Source organism: Priestia sp. GS2, assembly GCF_036409025.1.
Lineage (GTDB): Bacteria > Bacillota > Bacilli > Bacillales > Bacillaceae_H > Priestia > Priestia aryabhattai_A.
The window spans coordinates 2,709,729-2,732,280 of sequence record NZ_JAZGJX010000001.1 but is presented as its reverse complement, the minus strand read 5'-3'; the positions used below and the strand labels follow the sequence as shown (position 1 = coordinate 2,732,280).

Here is a 22,552-nt window from a genome sequence, read left to right as displayed (position 1 = left end):
TGCTACGCTTTCTTCGATTTCTTTATTAAATAATATAAAAACAAAAATAATGCTCCGCCGAACGAATCAATCATTACATCCACAATTCGGCCGTCCCGACCAACGATGAATGCTTGATGTACCTCATCGGTAAAAGCAAACAAAGCGAGCAGGACCCAAGCTTTTATATACCGAGTCTTCGATTCTCGTAAATTCCAATAAAACAAAAGAGCGAGTATTCCAAAGAACGTGATGTGCGCAATTTTTCGTAAAATGAATTCTGTATTAAAGCCGTAAGAATAAGCAGTGAAAAATTCACCGCTAGGGCTTAGAACAGATTTAATTGTAGCATTGTGATCCCATACAGAAGGGTTATTCCAAGTACCGGGGTCTGTTACTTGCAAATGCGGCGTGTGTGAAAAGTAAGCAATCGCAAGCATAAATAAAAGGGCAATCAGTTTCTTTACCATATGTAATCCTTCTTCTAACTAGTTTTAATTTATATCCTAGGAGAAAATGGGAGATAAAGCAAGTGTAAAGGATATTCGATATAAATTTACAAAAAAATCAAAAAAGGGGATGGTATTTTTATACTATTGAAATGTATAATAAACATATTAATTAGGTATTTAGGTTTAATTAAGAGAAAAACTTCTAGATAAACATCTTACATAGGCATCATTTCATCTTGTCTTCCATCTATATTAAGAATAAATTCTAATATATTCCTTATTTTAAAGACTTTAAAACTATCAAATGGATTATCCTGCAACAGAACAGCGCAAAAAAAGGACTTTTCGAGGAGTTAAAGTCCTATATTAAGCATTCAGTATAAAAGTCGACATTTAACGACAAAAACCCTCATTTAAAACCATAAATTGTTATGGTAACATTACTTTTTGAACAAGACTAATGAATTATTAAACTGATAATTTAAGTAAGAATAAAGGTGATATCTCCTAACCTTTATCAATGGAGATACTCGACTGTGCTGTGGGTGTCATGTAAGAAAAGCACCTTAGACACGCTTGTTGGCAGTAGCATGGTGTGAGGTAGGGTTAGATGCCCTGTTTTTTATAAATGTTTACGCAAGGGTTGAGGTGAATACAACCTTTTCTTAAGCATTTATATCTATATTTATCGGTTACTAAAATATGAAAAGAGGAATTATGCTATGAAAAAAGTACGCAAGGCCATTATTCCAGCAGCGGGTCTTGGGACACGCTTCTTACCAGCAACAAAAGCAATGCCAAAAGAAATGCTTCCAATCGTAGACAAGCCAACGATTCAGTACATCGTTGAAGAAGCAATCGAATCAGGTATTGAAGACATTATTATCGTAACAGGTAAAGGAAAGCGTGCGATTGAAGATCATTTCGATTACGCGCCAGAGCTGGAAAATAACTTAGTAGAAAAAGAGAAATTTGAGTTATTAGAAAAAGTTCGTCAATCCTCAAACGTTGATATCCATTATATTCGTCAAAAAGAACCAAAAGGGTTAGGTCATGCTGTGTGGTGCGCTCGCAACTTTATTGGTAATGAGCCGTTTGCAGTACTATTAGGTGATGATATTGTACAAGGTGATAAACCTTGCTTACGTCAATTAATGGATGAATATGAAACAACATTATCTTCTGTTATTGGTGTTCAAACAGTAGACGACAACGAAACACATCGTTATGGCATTGTAGATCCAAGTGCTAAAGAAAATCGTCGCTATAAAGTAAATACTTTTGTAGAAAAGCCTGAGCCAGGAACCGCTCCATCAAATCTTGCAATCATGGGTCGCTATGTATTTACTCCAGAAATTTTCAAGTTCTTATCAGAACAACAAATAGGAGCTGGGGGTGAAATTCAATTGACAGATGCAATTGAAAAACTAAATCAAATTCAAAGAGTATTTGCATATGATTTTGAAGGGAAACGTTATGATGTTGGAGAAAAGCTAGGGTTTATTCGTACAACTCTTGAGTTTGCACTTAAACATGAAGAGCTACGAGAGGATATGGTGAAATTAATTCATGAGCTTGCTTCACAATATATTGTTAAACAATAAGGAATGTTATAAAGGAGGAAATAAGTTTGAATGGACCTCAAAGCAAAGTATCATCTTCTTATCATGACGCTCTTATTTTAAACGCTGTTGAAAACAAGTCGACATTTTATTACATAGGGAAACGTACAATGGATATTGCTGGGGCATTATTAGGGATTATTTTATTATCTTGGGTGTTCATTATTGTTATGCTTGCTATTAAAATAGAAGATCCTAATGGGCCGATTTTTTTTAAGCAAAAGCGAATTGGGAAAAATGGACAAGAGTTTGGTATGTATAAATTTCGCTCCATGGTATCTGATGCCGAAGAGCGCTTAAAAAATTTATTAGATCAAAATGAGACCGGAAGCATCATGTTTAAAATGAAACATGATCCACGTATTACGAGAGTTGGAAAGTTCATTAGAAAAACAAGCATCGATGAACTTCCACAGTTGTGGAATGTCGTTAAAGGAGAAATGAGTTTAGTTGGACCAAGACCACCAGTGTTGCGAGAAGTTCAACAGTATTCTGAATACGATAAGCAACGTCTACTTGTTACGCCAGGCTGTACAGGTTTATGGCAAGTGAGCGGAAGAAGTAGTATCGGTTTTAAAGAAATGGTTGAACTAGATTTAGAATATATTCGTAAATGTAACTTACGGTATGATCTTCGAATAATTTTCAAAACGGTTAGGGTGTTATTTGGTTCAAATGATGCTTATTAGGATTAGTCATAACGGTTAATAGGTGAAATTATTATTGAGTTAATTACAAATTAAAATCAAGTATAACACGCTAGCATACTCAGTGAAACTCTAAGCTGAGATGACTGGAGCGTTTAACCTACAAATTAAGGTTTATACCAATTTAAAATCAGGAAATGAGATTCTCTTTAAATATAATTTTACTCTTTTTATGTAGGAAAGAAATTTAAAGTCAAAATTCTATGTTTTTAAATAAGGAATGATAACTGGAAAGTATAATATTAACAAAATGCTACATGATATTCATAATGAATGTTATGGTGTATCTAATGGTATTAATTATGTTTATATTGTCTGTAGTTTATTTCTGAAACATATATATATAGTGCGTTCTTATAAGGATGAAATAGCCTTTGATTTTGAAAAAATAGTGGTCATTAAAGAGCAAAATCTGCCAGAATTAAATTTTTCCACAGCTAAGGCTCCAAATTCTGAAGATTATGTAGCGTTTGAGTTAGCAATTTAATATGGAAAAGAAATAGTAATCAGAACTCTCTATGATGAAGAGAGCTTAGGAGTAGCGATGAATATTTCTTGTCAGGCAATCAAATGGTGCGTTAATGCTTTATTATTTACTATCTCAAAAGCAGAAGCAAGGTTTACTTCCTTCAAGCGGAGTGGTGATTGAGACTATTGTTACGTCTGAAATTGGACGTGCTATTTCAGCGATCTTCGGTTTGGAAACAATTGATACGCTGACAGGATTTAAGTTTATTGGTGAAAAGATTAATGAGTTTGAAAACACAAACTCTCACGTGTTCCAGTTTGGATATGAAGAGAGCTATGGTTATTTAATTGGAGACTTTGTTTGTGATAAAGACGCCGTTCAGTCAGCCATATTCGCAACAGAAGTAGCTGCTTTTTATAAAGGTCAAGGACAATCACTATACGAAGTCATTGTGGGGATATTTTGAATATATGGTTTTTTAAAAGAATCGTTAGAATCGCTAACGTTAAAAGGCAAAGACGGTTCGGAGCAAATTGCGGGCATTTTATCAAACCTTCGTCATAATCCACTGAAAGAACTAGCTGAAACAAGCGTGGTAGCCATTGAAGATTATAAAACTAGTGAGAAAAGGAAGCTAACAGGTAATAAGGTAAGTAAAATTAAATTACCTAAATCAAACATGCTAAAGTTGTACTTAGAAGACGGTTCATGAGTTGCAGTTCGCCCATTAGGAACAGAACCAAAAGCAAAATTTTATTTTGGCGTACAAAAGCCTTCGTTAAAAGACAGAGAAGACTTTAATCAACAATTAAAAAATGACGTAATGAATCTAGTAAATAATATTCTATCTATGCCGATATAAACAGTACTAAATAATCACAAGATTTACAGGAATATGTAGAAAAGAATAGTTTTGTGAATTATAATGGTAAATAGAGTCTTTACGAAGCTACAATTATTTAATTCGGAGGTCACCAATGGAAGAGACAATTGATTTACGACAGTTGTTCGGTACGTTAAAGAAACGTCTTTGGCTTATCGCCCTCATTACAATTATCGCAGCGATGATAAGCGGTATCGTTAGTTTCTTTGTGTTAACGCCTGTCTATCAAGCAAGAACGCAAATTCTTGTGAATCAAGAAAGTTCAGAACAGCAGCCCCTTAATGCATACACGATACAAACAAACATTCAGTTAATTAGTACGTATAACGAGATCATTACGAGCCCTGTTATTTTAGAGGATGTTGTTAAAAAGCTTAATTTAAACGTAACGGCTAAGCAGCTAAGCGGCCAAGTACAAGTAACGAACTCCCAGGATTCTCAAGTAGCGCATATCGTCGTACAAGACACGGACGCGAAGCGCGCAACGGATATTGCGAACACGACGGCAGATGTGTTCCAAGAGAAAATTTCTAGCATTATGAGCATTGATAACGTTAGTATTCTATCAAAAGCAGAGTTAGCTGACAGCTTAAATCCAATTAAGCCTGCGCCATTAATGAATATTGCGATTGCGATTGTAGTTGGGCTTATGCTTGGTGTTGGTTTAGCTTTCTTATTAGAATACCTAGATAATACAATCAAGACCGAGCAAGATGTAGAAACGATATTGGAGCTTCCGGTTATCGGTTCCATTTCAGTAATTAAAGACCGCGAACTTGAAGGAACTCGAGTAACACCAACAGGCGCAAATCATGCGGTGAGAGGAGAGACATACGGTGGGTAAGTTGTTTAAGAAAAGAAAAGGCGTATCATCTAACCGATTAACTCATATACGTAGCTTAATCTCTCATAAAAAGCCGAAATCACCGATAAGTGAGCAGTATCGTACAATTCGAACAAATATTCAATTTTCAAGTATTGACGGCGAAATGCGCTCTGTTATGGTAACGTCAACTCTAGCATCGGAAGGAAAGTCTACAACGGCTGCGAACTTAGCTGTTGTTTTTGCCCAGCAAGGAAAAAGAGTATTGCTTGTAGATGCAGATATGCGTAAACCAAGCGTACAGTATACGTTTCAGTTAGAAAACCATATTGGCTTGACTAACGTTCTAGCAAAGCAAACAAATCTAGCATCTGGTATTCAAGAGTCTCATGTGGACAACCTATGGGTGCTAACTAGCGGACCAATTCCGCCTAACCCATCTGAGTTGTTAGCTTCACAAGCGATGGAAAGCTTAATTCAAGAGATGTATAAGCAATTTGATATGGTGATCTTTGATACACCACCAGTGTTACCCGTTACGGATTCTCATATTTTAGCTAATAAATGTGAGGGGATTTTACTTGTTGTTCGCAGTAGACAAACAGAACGTGAAGCTGTGTTAAAAGCAAAAGATATTTTGCAGAAGCAACAAGGTAAACTGTTGGGTGTTGTACTGAATGGCAGATCAGAAGAAGAAGGAAACTATTATTATTACTACGGAACGAAGTAAGTTAGAAAAGACTTAAACCCCTCCTGCACATCAAACAGTAGTTTGATGTGCAGGAGGGGTTTTTTTAGTTATTTTTACCTAATTGTAATACAAAAATAGTGATAAGTTATTTAAATATACTTATGTAAGCGTTAACATTGTAATTTTTTGAAAAAACAAATAATTCGACGGACTCAAGAATATGAACGGCTTTTTTGCTAATATTTTCATTATACCCTTATTTTTGATAGGGATAAATAATCCTAGTAACTATGAATAAAATTACATTATAATAATTTATAAACAGAACTGAAGAGATTTTTGTAAAAAAGAGCACGAATTTTAGACAGCAAGAAAGGCATGAAACGACCATGTAGCAAGGGTTTGATATTTTTCGACAAAATAAGACATTGAACCTATTAGCGCACTATGCTAGTATTAAAGTTGCTTTTTTAGGTCTTTAGGAGGAATGTGTGGGATGATAGATTTACATTGTCATATACTGCCTGGCATTGATGATGGAGCACAAAATATGGATGAAAGTTTACATATGGCTAGAGTTGCTGTGTCTGAAGGAATTCACCAAATTGTTGCGACGCCTCATCATCAGAACGGAAGATACACCAATGAAAAAGAAGACATCATGAAGCGTGTTGAGGTTTTAAATCAAAAGCTAGACCAAGAAAAAATTCCTCTGAAGATTTTACCAGGACAAGAATCACGGATTTATGGTGAAATTATTCAAGATTATCATTTAAATAAGGTATTAACCTTAAATAACACAACCAAATATCTCTTCATAGAATTTCCTTCTAATCACGTTCCGCGATTTACAGAGCAATTACTATTTAACATTCAATCAGAAGGAATTACCCCCATTATTGTTCATCCAGAGCGAAACAGTCGTTTATTGGCTGATCCGGATATTCTGTACAACTTAGTGGCTAAAGGAGCCCTTACACAGGTTACGGCTGCAAGCTTGACGGGGCAATTTGGTAAAAAAATTAAGAAATTTTCATTTCAGCTAATTGAGTCTAATTTAACTCATATCATTGCATCTGATGCTCATAACACTTCAAGCCGGCGCTTTTGTATGGCAGAAGCTATGAACGTAATTGAGAAGAAATATGGGCTCGACTTTATTTACCTTTTCCAAGAGAATGCTGATGCAGTTATTAATGGAAAGGCGTGCTTTCGAGAACAGCCGGATAAAGTTGAGAGAAAAAAATTTTTAGGAATATTTTAATGATAGGAAAAAGATGACCTTGTTTCATAGGTTGTCATACTAATAGATAAAAAATAAAGGGTGAGGGTGCTTACTATGAAAACTGTAAAAAAAGCTATTATTCCAGCTGCTGGATTAGGAACACGGTTTTTACCTGCAACAAAAGCAATGCCAAAAGAAATGTTACCAATCGTTGATAAGCCAACAATTCAATACATTATTGAAGAAGCAATTGAGTCTGGTATTGAAGACATCATTATCGTAACAGGAAAAGGAAAACGCGCGATTGAAGATCACTTTGACTACGCGCCTGAGCTAGAGCAAAACTTACTAGAAAAAGGGAAAATGGAGCTATTAGAAAAAGTTCGTCAATCTTCTAACGTGGATATTCACTATATTCGTCAAAAAGAGCCAAAAGGATTAGGACATGCTGTATGGTGTGCACGTAACTTTATTGGTAACGAGCCATTTGCCGTACTTTTAGGAGACGACATTGTACAAGCTGAAACACCGGGGCTACGTCAGTTAATTAATCAGTACGAAGAAACACTATCTTCTGTTATTGGTGTTCAAACAGTTGGAGAAAACGAAACACACCGCTACGGTATTGTTGATCCGTCCGGAAGCCAAGGTCGTCGTTACCAGGTAGAGAACTTTGTTGAGAAACCAGCGCCAGGAACAGCACCTTCAAACTTAGCTATTATGGGTCGTTACGTATTCACGCCAGAAATTTTCAACTTCTTAGAGCAGCAAGAAATTGGAGCAGGTGGAGAGATTCAATTAACAGATGCTATTCAAAAGTTGAATACGATCCAACGCGTATTCGCTTATGACTTTGAAGGTAAGCGTTATGACGTGGGAGAAAAATTAGGATTCATTGAAACAACGTTAGAATTCGCTATTCAGCATGAAGATTTACGTGAAGATATTTTAAGATTCATGGATCAGCTTTTGAAGCGCGAACAAATTAAAGCATAATTAAAAACATTTTTTTACAAATAGCTTCATGTTACATGAAGCTATTTAGTGAATTATGAAAGCAAGTATTGGGGTGGGTATGATTGTCTAAAAAAGTACTTGTGATCTCTCAACATTTTTATCCTGAAATCGGTAGTGCTGGAAATAGAATGAAAAATATATATAAACTATTAAAGGCCAAAGGTTACGATGTAGAAGTGTTAACCACTGAACCAACGTATCCGAATAAAAAGATATATAGCAATGAACGACTTTGGGATGATGATGAAATAAATAATGCACGTGATATTAATAGAATTGAAGTAAAGAGTCGCAAGTATTCTAGAAGTATAATGAACCGCTTACTCTATTATCTTGAAATTGCTTTAAAAATGATTCTATTTATCCTATTTAATAGGAAAAAATATGACGTTATCTTTGTTACTTCACCGCAAATCTTTATTGCTGTTGTTGGTTTAGTAGCTAAGTATCGATACAGAAGCAAGATGATACTAGACATTCGCGATCTCTGGCCCGAATCGTTGAAGGGCGTAGGGGTATTTAATTATCGAATTGTCATATCACTGTTCAGTAAGTTAGAGAGATTACTATATGTAAAAGCAGACGAAATTATTGTAAATAGTAAAGGCTTCATTGATTTTATTGTCAATAACCATCGTATTCCATTAAAGAAGATTCACTTCATGCCTAATGCAGCTAGAAGTGAAGAAATTAGATTGGGACACAAAAAAGATGGTGAACGATTTAAGGTTATGTACGCTGGTAACATTGGGCTAGCACAAGATGTAAATATCCTAATGGAGTTAGCGAGAAAGTTAAATGAATATGATATTGATTTAACAGTAATGGGATATGGATTTAAGAAAAAAGAATTCGTTAAGTTTAAAGACGAGTTTGGTTTGAGAAATGTTACGTTTTTAAAGCCTTCTACGAGGTATGAATGTTTAAAAGAAATCTCAAATCACCATGTTGGAATTGTGACGCTTAATGGAAAAGAAGTATTCGAAACGGTATTGCCTGGAAAGATTATTGACTATATGACTTGTGGTACGCCAATTGTAGCAGCTGTATCTGGATATTCGCGAACAGTTATTGAAGAAAATAATGTAGGAATTGTTTCGAACGCACATACCGTAGAAGAAATGCTAAATCATGTTCTTTATCTCTATAAAAATCCTATTCTTCAAAAGAAAATGTCTAAAAACGCTAGGAAATATGTAGAAAGCCACTTTTCTTGGGAAAAAAACATTCAAGTTTTAATTGACCTGATTGAAGACCGAGAATTTGTTCCTGTCTATGAGCAGTTAAATTCTGTTGAGCCTGTAGCACCGGATAAGACGAATGCGTTTTAATAAGGAATTATTTATTGAAGATTGAACGCTATAACGGAGGAAAAAGATGTCACAGAAAGTCTGTATGTTTGTTTGGAATCATTTCACTAATGATGCCAGAGTTTTAAGAGAGTGCTCTTCACTTGTTGAAGCAGGCTATGAAGTCGATTTAATCGCGATTCATGATCGAAAGAATACAGGTTTAAAGAAAAAAGAGCTTCGTAAAGAAGGCTTTACAGTCATTCGAGTAAATAATCAATTCCCACTTTTACAGATGGTGTTGGGAGGAGCAAGAAAGATAAAGCATAGCGTAGCTCTACAGGTCGTAACGCTTATTGTTTCAGCCTTACTTATTTGGAAGCTGCCTTTACTAATGCTGAGCTTTATTGTATTGATGGCCTTATTCTTAACAAAAAAAGTACGTACATTTATGGTTCGAGGGTATATTGCCTCTCAAATGGTTAAGTTTGGACTTAAGAAAAACTATGATTTGTATCATTCGAATGATTTAAATACGCTGCCACAGGGTCTTGTTTGTGCAAAACTGCTTCGTAGGAAAAAATTAGTTTATGATTCTCACGAAGTTCAAACAAGTCGAACAGGCTACAATAGTCCGCTATATGGTATCATGGAGCGTTTTTACATTAAGTTCGTTGATGTCATGATTGCAGAAAATCACACGCGTGCTCAATATACTGAAGAATTGTATAACTTATATCCAGAAGTAATACATAACTATCCGTTTGTTGTGAAACCTGAGTTTAGTGAATCTATTAATCTGCACGAAAAGCTAAATATTTCTCCAGATGAACCAATCTTGTTATATCAAGGTGGTATACAAATTGGCCGTGGGCTAGATAAGCTTGTTCAAGCAGCACCATTGTTTAAAAAAGGCGTTCTCGTCTTCATTGGTGATGGTCGAATTAAGCCTGAACTAGAGAAGGCTGTAAAAGAACAAGGATTAGAAGAGAGAGTGAAATTCTTACCTAAAGTGCCAGTTGAAGACTTAATGCATTATACAAAAAATGCTTATCTTGGTTTTCAAGTGTTAAATAACATCTGCTTTAACCACTATTCAGCTTCATCTAATAAACTGTTTGAGTATATGATGAGCGGTGTACCGGTTATTGCTTGTAGTTTCCCAGAAATTCAGCGTGTTGTCGAAACGGAAAAAGTGGGTGTATGTGTTGATTCACATGATCCAAAATCAATTGCTGAAGGTGTGAACTATTTGTTAGATCATCCAGAAGTTAGGGAACAAATGATGCAAAATTGTTTCCAAGCGCGTGAAAAATATAACTGGAATGAAGAAAAGAAAAGCTTTATTGAGATTTACCGTAAATTAGCGTAATCTAATACGCTGAAAATATCTTGCTTTAGAATAGGAATGATTAGTTTGAGAGATTGTAAAGTCAGCGTTGTGCTTGTTAACTATAATAAAGAAAAATATATTTCTCAATGCATTGACTCGGTCATTAACCAGTCTTTAAAAGAAATTGAAATTATTATTGTTGACGACGGGTCATCAGACCACAGCAGTATAATAGCTCAACAATACGCTAAGCAATACTCTCACATCACCTATATCAATCAAAAAAATCAAGGTGTCAGTGCAGCTCGTAACATAGGAATCGTACAAGCTAAAGGTGAGTATATTACCTTTTTAGACGCTGATGATTATGTATATCCGAATGCCTATGAGCAACTATATCATTTTGCAGTTAAACATGGAGCTGATACGATTATTGGGAATTTTAGATGCTTTAATGAATATCGCACATGGCATTTAGGGTATATGAAAAAAGTTTTATCCAAAAACCTTCCATTGGTAAGACATATTTCTACGCATGTAGAACTACATCTTACTCCTTCAGCAAGTAATAAACTATTTAAAACAGAGCTTTTAAACAAGCACGGTATCAGGTTTGACGAAGCGTTGTCCATTGGAGAAGACTTACTCTTTACGCAACATGCACTTCATGTTTCGAATCATACGGTTGTAAAGGATGTAGATGTTTTACACTATCGAGTTAATAGTGACGAACAAACGTTGTCCAAACGGGCAAATTTATCATTCTTTAAGCAGCTTGTCCATGTACAAAGTAAGCTTACTGAGCTATATAAAAGCTTAAACATCCTATCTAATCTAACATTCATTGAACAACGGCAGTATACCTTCTTTTATCGTTCAATACTGAACAAAGTTTCTGGTATCCCTGAAGAAGACTGGCCCAAGCTATTAGATATTGGTAATGATTTTATGTCTTTGATTTCTCATAATCTTTATAAAGTAACGGATACACATGTGAATATAAAGTTACTAGCACATTTGATTATACAAAAAGATTATGAATTATTTGTTAAGTTTCTATCTATGTATTGTAAAAATTATGTTACAGATAAACTCGTTGTAGATAATGGAACGGTTTATAGTGCGCTAATTTATGATTTTCCAGTATATAAGCAGGCGCTTCTTGTTAATAAAGTGAAAGCAGTGCATCGTACGGAAGTTATAAAGCTAAATGGAACTATCCTGACCATAGGGGGCTATGCATTCTTTAATGGTTTATCTACAAAAGGAATAAAAAAAGAGTTAGTTTTTCAGTCAACTAATGATTGTAAAACAATTTTGTTACGAAACACGCTGCGAACAGATATTAGCTATTTATTCTCGAGTAATCAAATTAACTATGACGAAGCTGGCTTTGAGACAGTTAGCATCGATTTAGAAAAGCTTTTACCTCCAGGTAGGTGGAAAGCTTTTCTAAGAATAACGGTAGAAGGAATTGTTGTAGATTCTCCTATCGAAGTTGTGCTTGCTCAGCTAAGAAACTCTGCTAAGCCAACTCTACAGGGGAATCTCCAAGTAACTCCTTCATATGAAAAAGGACAAGAGCTAACGATTGCGTTGGAGAAAATAAAACCTATCAAAAAAATAAACTTTTATTTTAAACGGATGAAGAGTAATTTACGATATGATTTCAGCTTCTTAAAGGCAAGAGATTTTCATACATTCTCTGTTATTTGTACGTATAAGCTTTTTCATCGGTTGTTAAAGAAAAGAAACGTTTGGTTAATTGGCGAACGAAAAGATACGGCACAAGATAACTCATACCACTTATTTAGCTATATACGAAATCGAGATCCGAAAAAAAATGCTTATTACGTGATTGATAAACGATGCAGTGATTATAAACATATTGAGTCATTAGGCAATACGATACAGTTTAATAGCTTTCAACATACGCTTTATCTCTTAATTTGTATAAAGACCATTAACAGCTATGTGGAAACATCAAATATGTATACAGAAGCTTACAAAAAGATTGTTAAATATTATCCTGAATGGCAGCAAAACGAAAAGGTATTTATCCAGCATGGCGTCATTGGCGTCAGTCGTGTTAATCACGTTTTGCACAAAAATCGAATGAACTACAGTCAGTTTGTTGTATCCTCATCATTTGAGAAAAAGCATATCGTTGAAGAGTTTGGATATGATCAGGAGCAGGTCATTGAAACAGGATTGCCTCGCTGGGATGCGTTACAGGATACGGGCACAGGCAAAGAGATTTTAGTTATGCCAACGTGGAGAAGCTGGATTAAAACAGAAGAGCAGCTTTTCAGCTCAGACTACTGGCAACGCTATTCATCTTTACTTAATAACAAAGAATTTCATCAGATTCTTGAGAAATATAACTATACGGTTACCTTTTTCCCTCATTATCAAATGCAGAAACTTATTAAGAAGTTTCCAGATTTTCATCCACGAATTCGAGTGATGAAACAGGGAGAAGAAACGGTTCAAAATCTACTAAAAAGGCATTCTCTTTTAATTACGGATTATTCGACTGTTTCGTTTGATTTTGCGTATATGGAGAAACCGGTCATTTTTTATCAATTTGATTATAGTGAATTTTATTCGCAGCACTATAATGAAGGACCTATTGATCATAAGAACGACTTGTTTGGTGAACGAGTCAAGGATGAAAAAGAAGTTATTCAACTTTTGCAGCAACCAATGTCAATTATTAGTCAAGATAAGCTACCTAAGCTAGATAAGTATATTCAAAAGCCTACTGATACTACTCATAGTGAGTTGCTCTATCAACAGTTGAAAAGGAGGAAATAAGAATGAAAAACCCATTAATTTCGGTAATTTTACCAATTTATAACGTCGAAAGCTATATAGAAGAATGTTTGGACTCTCTATTAAATCAAACAATAGGGCACGAAAAGCTAGAAGTTTTAATGGTTAATGATTGTTCAACGGATAATACAGCGGAGATTATCGATCGATATGATGCAATGTATCCACACTTTAAAGCTATTCACTTAGAGGAAAACACGGGTGCTCCTGGTAAGCCAAGAAATATTGGAATTGAAAAAGCAACGGGTAAGTACTTAATCTTCTTAGATCCAGATGATTATATTCCATTAGATGCGTACGAAAACCTTTATCGTGTGGCTAAGGAAAAAAATTCTGATTTTGTCATGGGGAAAATGGTTAGCTTTGATGATGAAGATGGTAGACAATACGAACATATTACGTTCAAAAACTACTTATTGCACAAGCAATATTATAATGTGAACATCGAACAAGCTCCGTTTTTCTTACAAGTTAAAACAGCCGTATATTTAAAATTAGTGAAAACGTCTTTTATTAAAAGACATCGTATTTCATTCATTGAAGGTATGAAAAATGGCGAAGATAAATACTACGACATGCAGTTGTTTACAAAAGCTAAGCAGTTTAGCTACATTCCAAAGGTTATTTATATGTACAGAGCTCGTAACGATGAAAAGAACCTGTCGTTAACGCAGCGTGATATTGTTAGCACAGTAGAAAATGATGTAAAAGCTGCTAAGCTAGTAAAGCCTTTGCTAGATGAGAAAAGCTATAGCTATTTCCAAATTAATGCATTGCGCTCACTGCTATGGAAGATATGTGATCCAGACTTTAATAAGCTGGACCGTGATACAAAACTTCATTTAATTAATTTAGCGAAAGATGTAATTGTAGGTTATGACAAGAACATCGTTGAAAAATATATGGCATTAGAAGAGCCATTCTTAAGCCTAATTAGTAAGGGTTATATTGACGAAGCATTAGAGTATAACAGTATGTTAATCTCTCGTCGCTGGTGGTATAAGCAAGGAATTGAATTGCAAGCAAGATATAAAAAAGAAGCAAAAATTCGTAAAAGCTTCTCATGGAAAATAACAAAAATATTGCGCAATCGAGGCTTTAAAGTGAAAAAATTAATTAAGAGGAGATATGTAGATGAAGGTAAGCATAGTAGCACTGTTACAGGATAACAATATAGCAAACTTTAGTACTGCTATGGAATTGTTTAAGAAGCAGCATATTGGATATGAAAATCTAGAATTAATCATCATGGACCAAACAACTACGAAAACCGAAATCGAAACGATTGAAGTCGCTAAAGCAGCTCAAGAAGAAAATGTTCGTATCGTTCGAGAAGGTAAGGTGGATTTTGCAGCATTAAAAGGTTCATATGTTAATTTCTTTGATTTTAACTATGAAATTGGCAATGGCTTTTATAATACGCTGTATGATCTTTGTGAAAAAGAACAGCTGGATTTTGCATCAGCAAATATGACAGCTGATATTGACAAAGATTTGTCTAATTCAGCTCATGTAGTAGAGCTTGGGTTCGATGGTATCGTTTCAATGAAGTTAATTAAAAAAGATTTACTGTTGCAAAAAGGCTTTAGTTTTCTTAATGATGTTAATGCAAAAACAATTGAATTCTTGCAGTTTAAACTCTATCTTGTGCCGTTAAAGTTCAAGTACACGAACAGAGTAAGGTATCACCATTATTTTGACTTCAATGAAGAGTATATTAAAGACTCTGTGAAGAATGTCAGCTATACAATTAAGCAGTCTATAGAGCTTAACAATCAAGATATGTACAAAGACATTAGCATGATTGAGCTACAACACTTAATGTACCTCATTGATAAAAATACGTTTACGAATAATTTAATGGAAGAAGAACAATCGATTGCCTATGGTGCTGTCAGAGAATTATTAAAGATATTTAATTCTGAAGAACTAAAAGCAAATGACTTAGGCGGCTATTTGCCATTCTTTAATTTATTGAAAAAAGAGTTGGATGAAGAAGCAACTCATTATATTAAGTTGTTAAGAAGTAAGAGGCATTGGTATCAACAAAGCAATAAATACGAACAGTACTTTGAAAAAAATCCTCATAGTTTAGAAGATTCGCTATCGTGGAAAGTTACAAGACCTTTAAGAAAAGCAAAAAAAATGTCTCGTTCAGTAAAGTCCTTATTCCATAAAATATTCTTAATTATGCTTGCGAGCATTGTAAAACTATTTTTGTTTAACAAAAAGGTATGGCTTGTAGGAGAGCGTGAAGATCAAGCGGAAGATAACGGTTATTTCTTCTTTAAGCACTGTAGAGAGAACCATCCTAATCAAAAGGTGTACTACGTTATTAATGAAGATTCACCGCATCTTCACAAAGTAGAGAAGTATGGAAATGTCATTTATCATTCTTCTTTTAAGCATCGACTGTATATGTTGGTAGCTGACACTTATATTAGCGCGTGGACATTTGAAGAATGTTCATATCCAAGAGCTAAGAAAGAGTTCATTAAATTGTTTGGTAAGCAAATTGCTAATAAAAAGAATATTTGTTTGCAGCATGGTGTTATCATTCACAACATTTCACCTTATTTACACAAGGAACGATATAACCAAGATTTAATTATTTCAAGCTCTGAATATGAAAAGAAAATTATTCAAAATACATTGGGCTACAGTGACGAACAAGTAGCAATAACGGGATTAGCTAGATTTGATAACTTACACAACTTATCTGTAAAGAAACAAATTTTAATCATGCCAACGTGGAGAAGGCATTTATTTAAAATTAATAAACATAGCTTCCTAAAATCAGAGTACTTTAAAGCGTACAATAACTTAATTCGCAATAAAGAGTTTTTAGAAGCGATTGAAAAGCATAACATCCCTGTGAAGTTCTATATCCATAGCCAAATGCAAAAATTTATGGATAACTTTGTGTTCGAACATCCAAATATTGAGTTTTTAGTGAAAAGCACGGCGACTGTTTCTGAGCTATTAAAAGAAAGTGCGCTGCTAGTAACAGATTATTCTTCTGTTTCAAGTGACTTCTTGTATATGAACAAGCCGGTTATTATGTATCAATTTGATCCACACAACAATCACCATGCACCGGTAAAAGAAATTGAGTATCGTGATTTAGGAATGATTGCGTCTAATGAAGACCAATTAATCTCAAACGTATTAAAGACAATCGACCAAGAATTTAAAACAAATAAGCATTATATTAAAAATTCTAAGCGAATCTTTAAATATAAAGACCAGCATAACTGTGAACGTATTTATAATGTCATTTTAGAAAAAACATCGTAAAACAGCGTGAAAGTCGTTTGAAGTCAAAAAGTGCACCATATTTACATCGGTTCTTATGGTGCATTTTTTGGTTTATTATTAATAAGAGTAAGGTGGATTTATCAAGTGAAAAGGGGATTTTAAAATTAAAAAGGGGCAACAAGACATAGTCTTTTTAAACGGTATAAATTTATTAAAAGACAATCTTGAATTAGTATTTAACTTTAATAATGAAAGCTATAGTGGAGAAGTATTGCTGCATCTCGTTGGCAATCAATATGCGCCTTTAACTGTACAGAAAGAACGACTACTATTTCGCGTACCTCTTTCTGCGATTATACAATCGGATCAAGCATCTAACGTAGTAACTATGAAATTACAAGATTCATTAAGTAATCAAAAGGTGATATGTATTGTTGAGAGTGTAAGTACGTATTCAAACCACAATTATATAATAAATATAAGGGCATGCAGTGAAGGCTTTAAAGTAGAGGTGAAGGTAAAAGAAACTTCCCCTGTTAAAGTAGCCGTTCTAGGCTCTTGTGTAACAAGAGATAATTTTAATAGCCAATTTAATAAAAACTATAAAAAACTCTATGAATGTATTGCATTACAAAATCAATCTTCTATTATTAGTCTTATGGGAAAACCAGTACAATATAAGCCTGAGGAAATTGATGGATTGAATGAGTGGGATAGGTGGAATGTAAAAACAGATTTAGACAAAACATTTCTGACCAACTTACAAACAAATAAGCCTGATTATTTAATTGTCGATTTGTTTGCAGATGTGTTGTTCGGGTGTATTGAAATCGAGAAGCAGTTTGTAACCAATAATCGTTGGAAGCTATGGAAAACGAGTTACTATAAGCATTTATCAAATTTCACGTTCATTCATATAGAAGATGACTTTAAATATTATATGGAGCTTTGGTCTTGCGCGATAAATCAATTGTTTACCTTTTTAAAAGAATATTTGCCGAATTGCAAAGTGGTTCTACATAAATCACGTTTTGCCGATAAATATATAGATGAGAACGGAAAACTTCAAACCCTGGTAAATTCTATTAATGTTGAAAAGCTAAACAGATACTGGGAGCAGTTAGATGATTATATAAAGCAGCATTTTAACGTGACAATTATTGATTTAACAGGAAACGAGTTTCTATTAGATCGCCAACATCCATGGGGGCTGTTCAACCTACACTTTGAATCAACGTACTATCATCATTTTTTAAGAGCTTTGAATGAAATTGTTCTAAAAGATAGGATTGCAAAGCAAAGTTCTGTTCGAAAAGCTCTGTATAAAGAAGTTGTTTCAAACAATTAGGTTGCTAGCCTAAGGTTAAACAATAATTAATGAGTATAAAAGGAACTATGATATGAAATCAGTTAAAGTTATTATTCAAGAACAATTACAAAACATTTATATGATTGCTAGATTATCAGGGTATGAATTAAAGAAAACATATGCTGGTAATTTACTGGGTAGTTTATGGATTATTTTAAACCCTCTCCTTCAAGTAGGAATTTATTGGATTGTTTTTGGCCTAGGTGTCCGAGGGGGACAAGACGTGAATGGAACACCTTTTTTTGTATGGCTTATCTGCGGACTGATACCGTGGTTTTTTATGAGTGCTGCTATCTTACAAGGTTCTAATTCTATCTATGCAAGAATAAACACTGTGTCAAAAATGAACTTTCCTCTAAGTGTAGTACCAACATATGTAATTGTAGCTCAATTATATACACATTTAATATTAACAGTTGTTATGGTGATTATCGTTGTTGCTGTTCAAGGAATACACACGATAAATATTATTAGTTTAATCTATTATATAGTATCTGCGTTTTGTTTCTTGCTCACTCTATCCTTTGTAACATCAACTTTATCTACAATGGTAAGAGATATTCACTTATTAATTCAAACAGCTACACGTATGTTGTTTTACATTACGCCAATATTGTGGATTCCTAGTGATAATATGCCTGAGCTATTGAGGGATATCTTTGCTATTAATCCGTTCTATTATTTAGTTGAAGGATATCGCATATCGTTATTAGAAGGACATTGGAACGGAATTTTGTCGGGCTATAGTCTTGTGTTCTGGCTATTTATTATTATACTGCTGTTCTTCGGCTCGGTTATTCACGTGAAATTTCGAAAACAATTTGTTGATTACTTATAAAAGGTGAATTATATATGAGTTATAAAGTAGAGTTTCAAGGCGTAACAAAAAAATATAAGATGTACAATAAACCAGCAGATAAGATAAAGGATTTGTTATGGAATAACGGCAGTGGTGAGTACCATTATGCTTTAAATAATATTTCATTTGGTGTAGAAGAAGGCGAAATCGTAGGGATTGTTGGCCTTAATGGTTCTGGTAAAAGTACCCTTTCCAATTTAATAGCGGGTGTAACGATGCCAAATAGCGGAAAAATCCACATAGATGGCAGTGCATCTTTAATTGCCATAGGAGCAGGGCTTAATAACCAGCTGACTGGGATTGAAAACATTGAACTAAAAGGGCTAATGATGGGGCTTAACAAAAAGGAAATCCAAGAGATTATTCCAAAAGTCATTGAGTTCGCAGAGATTGGTAAGTTTATCAATCAACCAGTTAAAACGTATTCTAGTGGAATGAAATCAAGATTAGGATTTGCTATTTCTGTTAATATTGATCCCGATATCATGGTAATTGATGAAGCACTGTCAGTAGGAGATCAAACCTTTACTCAGAAATGCTTAGATAAAATGAATGAATTTAAGGAAAATGGCAAAACCATTTTCTTTATTAGTCATTCATTGTCTCAGGTTAAAGAGTTTTGTACAAAAGCGCTGTGGATTCACTATGGTCATGTCAAAGAATATGGCGATGTGCAGGATGTTGCGCGTAACTATCATTATTTTTTACAAGACTATAATAAAATGACGAAAGAGCAAAAAGAAGAACTACGCCAACAGCAAATGAAGGAGTTTGGTCATGGTTTACTTGGTGAAAAGCAACCAGATGAACAAACTCGCATGCCAAGAAAAAAGGCAAGAAGAAAAAAGAAACCGCTGCTAGCAGCATTATTTACAGCTTTAATTATTGGGCTCGGTGCTGGTGCATATGCCTTTATGAATCCACTGATTGAAAGTACGAAAAACTTTATAGGAAGCCAAAGTCATACAAACAATACTGGACAGAATGTACCTGTAACTAAGGAAAAAGAACCTGTTCAGCCAACTAAATATGTTGTAGGTACGCAAACGGCTTTTGTACGCTCGGATCCTAGTCTAGATAGTGCGCAGCTAGGACTACTATCTTTTGGTGACATGTTTGACGTGTTAGAAGAAAAAACAGATTCTGTCGATAATATTAAATGGGCTAAAGTTAAGAATAGTAGCGGAGAAGAAGTTTGGGTAAGTGCGAACCTACTTTATCCATACTATGAAAATAAAAATGTTATTAAAGATGATAAACTAGCTCCATTAAATAACGACATTTTTTCTAAATACGAAGTCGGGCTTGATATGCTGTTAAGTCACTTAGGCGGTAGCGTAGACACATTGAAAAAAGACTATCCGCTTTCCCTAACTAGTGAAAGAGAGTCATCAGATGGACTCCTAATGAATTATAATTATGTTCAGTTTGTAGCAAAAGATAACGAAGTAAATAGTGTGTTTTTAAGGAATTTCAATGAGTCTAGCGAAGAGTTTCTATCTAAAATAGATGGAAAACCAGTCTTTATAAACGAAACCGATGGGCTGTATTTTTATCAGACTACTAACTACTTCATTAAAGTATATGTAGATGTAAAAACAAACCAAACAAATCTAGTATCGTTTATGAAGAAGTAAAATATTAAAAAAATAAAGGTTGAAACTATGAGAGCAGATATAAAGAATATTGATATTAACGAAGTGAATAACAAAGTATTAATCACGATTAAAACAAATTCTCAGAACCCAACTTTTTTATTGAAAAAAAGAAAAAATCATCGTGATTTTGATTTTTCACAAGAAGAAACTGTAACTTCTACTGAAATTCAAGATAGTCATTTTAGAATTGAGGTTAACGTAGACCAACTACTGAATCAACATAAAGGTGATAAGGAAGCAAAATGGCTTATCTATATGTGTGTCGGTCATGAAGAGGTAGTAGTAGATGCAACAGCAATGGTTGGATATAAAGCTAAGCATTTTTACAAAGAAGGCAGTACGTTTAAAGTAGTACCATATATTACACAAGATAAAACCTTTGCTTTTTTAGTAAGGGAGATAGAGGTTCATGCTAAGGTCACGAATCTAGAGTATGCTGAAGGTCAAATGATGTTTGACATGGAGCTATATGGAAATGACTATCAGTACCTGAACAGCAATTCAGGAGAGTTATGTTTTAAAAGAAGAGTACAGACGGATACGCAGTTCTATATTGAAACATTGACAGCAATGCAAGGAAATTTTGAGCAAACGACTAGAGTTAAGTTGAATATAAAAGAACGTTTAATAGCGAACTATCATGACAAAGAAGCATGTTGGGATCTTTTTATTAAATTACAGGATGAGCATGAAAAAGGTCGCTTTGCTCTAATACCGTTAAAGGTCGAACAGACAGATAAAAATAAAGCTTTTCGCTATCATAGTATACAGAAAAATACGTTTGTTAAGGCAAAGCCGTTTATTACGGGTAATCAGCATGTAGCACTGTATGTATCAGATATCCCGAACAAAATGATTGCCACCCATCTAATAGATGAAGAGTCATTTATCGAACTCCAAGTAGAAGCTCGATTCAATCATTCTTCATCACTTAGTGAAGGAAAGTTAGTTATTAAGAGAAGATGCAGCGTGGGTAAGGATTTTGAATATCACGACGAAGAAGTATATGAAATGGAACTAAATGACAAACAGTTAACTGTACGTCTACCTAAGCAGAAGCTGCTATCTATCCATCATGTAAGACCGGATGAAACATGGGATTTCTTTATTCGACTAAAAGATGCAAATCTCCATCAAGCGGATTTACATATTGATATTCCAAACGAAGTGAAAAGAGCTTTTCCTTATTTTGAGTTAAGTGAATCAGCTTATAAAGCAAAGCTATTTGTTAATGGGGCTTCTAGGCTGTCATTGTATGTATCTAAAGCTTTAAGAATCAATAATAATGCTGCTAAGGTAGCAGTGTTGGGTACTTGCTTCAGTAGAAACGCGTTTAATTCTACTCAGTACTTTAATCCAGGCTATAAAGAAATGTTTAAATGTGTCTTTACTCAATTCCATTCTTCAGTAGTGAGCCTCGTATCTCAACCAGTAGATTTAAATCAATTTAATTTGGCTGGAATAAATGAACGAGATTTAACCTATGTAAAAATTGATCATGAGAAGACATTTTTTGAAGAGCTCAAACAAGCGAATGTAGATTATTTGATTATTGATTTATATTCCGATGCATCCAAGTCGCTATTTAAGCTTAGTGAGGATCAATACGTAAGCAATAGCTATATTTTAGAAGAGAGCGATTATGTAAAATCCGTTAATAACGTAGAAGTTATCACGCATGAGGATAGTGAACGCTATTTTTCTATTTGGAAGAAAGCAGTTCAACAGTTTGTTGTTAAATTGAAAGAAGTACTGCCAGAGGAAAAGATTATTCTTAACAAAGGTAGATTTACTGACGTATATTTAGATGAAAGCAGAAATATAAAAAGATTCTCAGATCCAGACTTGATCAAGCGAAACAATTTGTTTTGGGAAAAGCTTGATAATTATTTTATCCATCTTATGCCGCAAGTGAAAGTCATTGATTTGACTGATACTCCTTATATAGGAGATATTAAATATCCGTTTGGCTTATCTTATTCTCATTACGAAACAGGATATTATAAAGAATTTCTCAATAGATTAACAAAAATTGTGCTAACAGATCAGCTTAATAAGTAAACAAAAACCACTAGTTTTCATA

17 protein-coding genes are annotated in these 22,552 nt (G+C 34.2%); 16 read left to right on the top strand and 1 reads right to left on the bottom strand.

The window, feature by feature from the left end; all coding sequences use genetic code 11:
* Positions 1-2: 2 nt before the first annotated feature.
* The gene (locus V2145_RS13985) at positions 3-449 is read right to left on the bottom strand and encodes a VanZ family protein (RefSeq protein ID WP_330987886.1); all 447 of its coding nucleotides are present in this window, start codon (positions 447-449) and stop codon (positions 3-5) included.
* A 704-nt stretch (positions 450-1,153) separates the two neighbouring features.
* Here V2145_RS13985 and galU (V2145_RS13980) point away from each other — a divergent pair.
* The 16 genes from galU (V2145_RS13980) to V2145_RS13905 all read left to right on the top strand — a co-directional run bounded on the left by galU (V2145_RS13980) (position 1,154) and on the right by V2145_RS13905 (position 22,530).
* Positions 1,154-2,035, top strand: coding sequence for a UTP--glucose-1-phosphate uridylyltransferase GalU (gene galU, locus V2145_RS13980; protein ID WP_330987885.1), 882 nt, complete (start codon positions 1,154-1,156; stop codon positions 2,033-2,035).
* 74 nt (positions 2,036-2,109) lie between these two features.
* Positions 2,110-2,742, top strand: a complete 633-nt coding sequence (locus tag V2145_RS13975; protein ID WP_330988145.1) for a sugar transferase — start codon at positions 2,110-2,112, stop codon at positions 2,740-2,742.
* A 599-nt stretch (positions 2,743-3,341) separates the two neighbouring features.
* Positions 3,342-3,695, top strand: a complete 354-nt coding sequence (locus tag V2145_RS13970) for a hypothetical protein (RefSeq protein WP_330987884.1) — start codon at positions 3,342-3,344, stop codon at positions 3,693-3,695.
* Positions 3,696-4,206: 511 nt separating this feature from the next.
* Positions 4,207-4,956: a YveK family protein gene (locus V2145_RS13965; protein WP_330987883.1), complete on the top strand. Its 750-nt coding sequence runs from the start codon at positions 4,207-4,209 to the stop codon at positions 4,954-4,956.
* Between the two features lies 1 nt (position 4,957).
* The gene (locus V2145_RS13960; protein ID WP_330988144.1) at positions 4,958-5,665 is read left to right on the top strand and encodes a CpsD/CapB family tyrosine-protein kinase; all 708 of its coding nucleotides are present in this window, start codon (positions 4,958-4,960) and stop codon (positions 5,663-5,665) included.
* Between the two features lie 457 nt (positions 5,666-6,122).
* Complete coding sequence (locus V2145_RS13955) at positions 6,123-6,890, top strand: tyrosine-protein phosphatase (RefSeq protein WP_179289284.1); 768 nt, start codon at positions 6,123-6,125, stop codon at positions 6,888-6,890.
* Between the two features lie 75 nt (positions 6,891-6,965).
* Positions 6,966-7,847 (top strand): UTP--glucose-1-phosphate uridylyltransferase GalU, encoded by an 882-nt coding sequence (galU, locus tag V2145_RS13950; protein ID WP_094912797.1) that lies wholly within the window; start codon positions 6,966-6,968, stop codon positions 7,845-7,847.
* An 83-nt stretch (positions 7,848-7,930) separates the two neighbouring features.
* Positions 7,931-9,199: a glycosyltransferase family 4 protein gene (locus tag V2145_RS13945; protein ID WP_330987882.1), complete on the top strand. Its 1,269-nt coding sequence runs from the start codon at positions 7,931-7,933 to the stop codon at positions 9,197-9,199.
* A 46-nt stretch (positions 9,200-9,245) separates the two neighbouring features.
* Positions 9,246-10,529 (top strand): glycosyltransferase, encoded by a 1,284-nt coding sequence (locus V2145_RS13940; RefSeq protein WP_094912799.1) that lies wholly within the window; start codon positions 9,246-9,248, stop codon positions 10,527-10,529.
* A 45-nt stretch (positions 10,530-10,574) separates the two neighbouring features.
* Complete coding sequence (locus tag V2145_RS13935) at positions 10,575-13,307, top strand: bifunctional glycosyltransferase/CDP-glycerol:glycerophosphate glycerophosphotransferase (RefSeq protein ID WP_330987881.1); 2,733 nt, start codon at positions 10,575-10,577, stop codon at positions 13,305-13,307.
* A gap of 2 nt (positions 13,308-13,309) precedes the next feature.
* Positions 13,310-14,494 carry a glycosyltransferase family 2 protein gene (locus tag V2145_RS13930; protein WP_330987880.1) on the top strand — a complete coding sequence of 395 codons (1,185 nt, stop codon included), beginning with the start codon at positions 13,310-13,312 and terminating at the stop codon, positions 14,492-14,494.
* Positions 14,460-16,622, top strand: coding sequence for a CDP-glycerol glycerophosphotransferase family protein (locus V2145_RS13925; RefSeq protein ID WP_330987879.1), 2,163 nt, complete (start codon positions 14,460-14,462; stop codon positions 16,620-16,622). Before V2145_RS13930 ends, V2145_RS13925 begins: the two co-directional genes overlap by 35 nt.
* Positions 16,623-16,854: 232 nt before the next feature.
* Entirely contained in the window at positions 16,855-17,931 is a 1,077-nt protein-coding gene (locus V2145_RS13920; protein WP_330987878.1) for a DUF6270 domain-containing protein, read from the top strand.
* A gap of 52 nt (positions 17,932-17,983) precedes the next feature.
* Positions 17,984-18,790 carry an ABC transporter permease gene (locus V2145_RS13915; protein ID WP_330987877.1) on the top strand — a complete coding sequence of 269 codons (807 nt, stop codon included), beginning with the start codon at positions 17,984-17,986 and terminating at the stop codon, positions 18,788-18,790.
* 14 nt (positions 18,791-18,804) lie between these two features.
* Complete coding sequence (gene tagH, locus V2145_RS13910) at positions 18,805-20,448, top strand: teichoic acids export ABC transporter ATP-binding subunit TagH (protein ID WP_094912804.1); 1,644 nt, start codon at positions 18,805-18,807, stop codon at positions 20,446-20,448.
* 27 nt (positions 20,449-20,475) lie between these two features.
* The gene (locus V2145_RS13905; protein WP_330987876.1) at positions 20,476-22,530 is read left to right on the top strand and encodes a DUF6270 domain-containing protein; all 2,055 of its coding nucleotides are present in this window, start codon (positions 20,476-20,478) and stop codon (positions 22,528-22,530) included.
* Positions 22,531-22,552 lie beyond the last annotated feature (22 nt).